General features: G+C 71.2%; 2 protein-coding genes. Both read left to right on the top strand.

Features of this window, described 5'->3' with window-relative positions:
* On the top strand, positions 1-727 hold a 727-nt coding region (locus FUT87_RS23935; protein WP_147242610.1), incomplete at its 5' end, for a YCF48-related protein.
* A gap of 20 nt (positions 728-747) precedes the next feature.
* The coding region (locus FUT87_RS23930; protein WP_147242609.1) for an RND family transporter at positions 748-3,236 on the top strand (2,489 nt) is incomplete at its 3' end.

The following is a 3,236-nucleotide window of genomic DNA, read 5'->3' as shown; positions in this document are numbered from 1 at the left end:
CGGCGGCAAGACCTGGACGCTGCAGCTGGACGGGCTGCGCGCGGCCCAGGCACTGCTGGCCGCCGCGACCGATGACGCCAGCCGCCGCGCCGCGCAGCGCCTGGTGGAGGAGGGCGCCGACAAACCCTGGTTCGATCTGGAGGCCCTCGACGGGCAGCGGGCCATCGCCGTCGGTGCCTACGGCCTAGCCATGGCCACGCGCGACGGCGGCCGGACCTGGGACCCGCTGCCGCTGCGCGCGGTCAACCCGCGCGGCCTGCACCTGTACGGCGTGCGCGCCGTCGGCGGGCCTGGCGGAGCGTGGGTCATCGCCGGCGAGCAGGGCCTGCTGCTGCGCTCCAGCGACGATGGCATCTCCTTCACCGCGCTGGCCTCGCCCTACAAGGGCAGCTTCTTCGGCCTGCTGGCTTCGCGCAGCGGCGCACTGCTGGCCTACGGCCTGCGCGGCAGCGTTTACCGCTCGGGTGATGCCGGGGCGAACTGGGACAAGGTCGAGCTCGGCACGCCGGTCAGCCTGCAGGCCGGCCTCGAGCGCGCCGATCGCGCCGAGCTCACGCTGCTGGCCCAGAACGGCGAGCTCTTCGTCAGCACCGACGACGGCCACCGCTTCACGCGCCGTCCCCCGCCCGCCGGGCCGCTACCTGCGGCCGGCCTCGCCGCCGCTCCCGACGGCGCCTGGGTCATCGCCAGCCTGCGCGGTACCCGCCGCGCCTCACCCGCACCCTGATCCACTCCCTGACACCAACGATGCACGCCGCCACCGACCCGGCCGGCACCCCACCCGTGGTGACCCGGCTCGACGACTTCGACACCCGCTCCGGCTCCTGGGCCGAGCGGCTGCTCTTCAACCACCGGCCCTGGGTCATGCTGCTGTGTCTGCTGGCCACGCTGTGGCTGGGCCAGCAGGCCTTGCGGCTGACGCTCAACGCCAGCTTCGAGAAGACCATCCCGACCCAGCATCCCTACATCGTCAACTACCTGACGCACAAGGGCGACCTCGGCGGCCAGGGCAATGCGCTGCGCATCGTCGTCGAGGCGCGCCAGGGCACGATCTACGACAAGCGCTACCTCGACACGCTGCAGAAGATCAGCGACGAGGTCTACCTGATGCCGGGCGTGGACCGGCCCTTCATGAAGTCGCTGTGGACGGCCAACACGCGCTGGGTCGCGGTGACGGAGGAGGGGCTGGACGGCAACACCGTCATGGGCGACAGCTATGACGGCTCGCCCGAAGCGCTGGCCGAGGTCCGCGCCAATGTCGAGCGCTCGGGCGAGATCGGCCAGATCGTTGCCGGCGACGCGCGCTCCAGCATCGTCTTCGCGCCGCTGCTGGACGTGAATCCCAAGACCGGCCAGGCGCTGGACTACGGCGCGCTGGGCCGGCAGATCGAGGCGCTGCGCGCGAAGTACGACGGCGACGCCGTCACGCTGCACGTGACCGGCTTCGCCAAGGTCATGGGCGATCTCATCGAGGGGCTGCGCCAGGTGCTGGTGTTCTTCGGCGTGGCGCTGGTGATCTGCGCCGGCGTGCTGTGGGCCTACACGCGCTGCGTGCGCAGCACCGTGCTGGTCGTGGCCTGCTCGCTCATCGCCGTGGTGTGGCAGTTCGGGCTGCTGGCGCTGCTGGGCTACGCGCTGGATCCGTACTCGGTGCTTGTGCCCTTCCTGGTCTTCGCCATCGGCATGAGCCATGGCGCGCAGAAGATGAACGGGATCATGCAGGACGTGGGCCGCGGCACGCACCGCGTGGTCGCCGCGCGCTACACCTTCCGGCGCCTCTTCGTCGCGGGCCTGACCGCGCTGCTGTGCGATGCCGTCGGCTTCGCCGTGCTGGCGTTGATCAAGATCCAGGCCATCCAGGACCTGGCGCTGGTGGCCAGCATCGGCGTGGCGGTGCTGATCTTCACCAACCTCGTGCTGCTGCCCATCCTGCTGTCCTACGTCGGCGTGAGCCCGGCCGCCGCCCGGCGCAGCCTGCGCGACGACCCCGCGTTCAATCCCGCCGCGGGCAACTCGGGCCTGTGGCGCCTGCTCGACCGCTTCACCCAGCGCGGCCCGGCGCTGATGGCGCTTGGCGTTTCGGCGGTGCTGGCCGTGGCGGGTTATGCGGTCAGCACGCGGCTGCACGTCGGTGACCTCGACCCCGGCGCGCCCGAGCTGCGAGCGGACTCGCGCTACAACCGCGACAACGACTACGTCACCCGGCACTACGCCGCGTCCAGCGACATCCTGGTCGTGATGGTCGCCACGCCCGAGGACCAGTGCACGCGCTACGGCACGCTGGCCAAGGTCGACCAGCTCGCCTGGCGGCTGGAGCAGTTGCCCGGCGTGGAGTCCACCAACTCCATGGCGGCGCTCTCCAAGCTCGCGATGGTGGGCTACAACGAGGGCCAGCTGAAGTGGTATGAGCTCATCCCCAACGACAGCGCGCTCGGCGGCGTGCAGACGCGCGCGCCGCGCGAGCTGTTCAACCAGGGCTGCTCCTTCCTCTCGCTGTACGTCTACCTGAAGGACCACAAGGCCGAGACGTTGACCAGCGTCGTCGACACGGTCGAGGCCTTCATCGCCGCCAACGCCGCCAACGCAACGGCACCGGGTCGTGGCGCCGGGCCGTCCGGGACAGCGGCCGGGCCCTCCGAGCGCTTCATGCTGGCCGCCGGCTCGGCCGGCATCGCCGCGGCCACCAACATCGTCGTCCAGCAGGCGATGCGCGAGATGCTGTGGTGGGTCTACGGCGCCGTCGTCGTGCTGTGCTGGGTGACCTTCCGCTCGTGGCGGGCGGTGGTGGTGGCGGTGCTGCCGCTGGTGCTGACCTCCATCCTGTGCGAGGCGCTGATGGTGGGCCTGGGCATGGGGGTCAAGGTCGCCACGCTGCCGGTGATCGCGCTGGGCGTGGGCATCGGCGTGGACTACGCGCTGTATGTGCTCAGCGTCATGCTGGCCCGGCTGCGCGCGGGCGAGAGCCTCTCGGCGGCCTACCTGCACGCGCTGCAGTTCACCGGACGGGTGGTCATGCTCACCGGCGTGACCCTCGCGCTGGCGGTGGGCACCTGGGCGCTGTCCCCCATCAAGTTCCAGGCCGACATGGGCCTCCTGCTGGCCTTCATGTTTGTCTGGAACATGGTCGGCGCGCTGGTGCTGCTGCCGGCGCTGGCCCACTGGCTGCTCAAGCCGACCGGCCCAGCCACCCACGCCGCCAACGCGAACGGCAACACGCCCACCACCAGCGGCGCGGC

The organism is Mitsuaria sp. TWR114, from assembly GCF_007997345.1.
The sequence above is the reverse complement of the archived record's forward strand: the minus strand, read 5'-3'. Positions and strand labels throughout refer to the sequence as shown.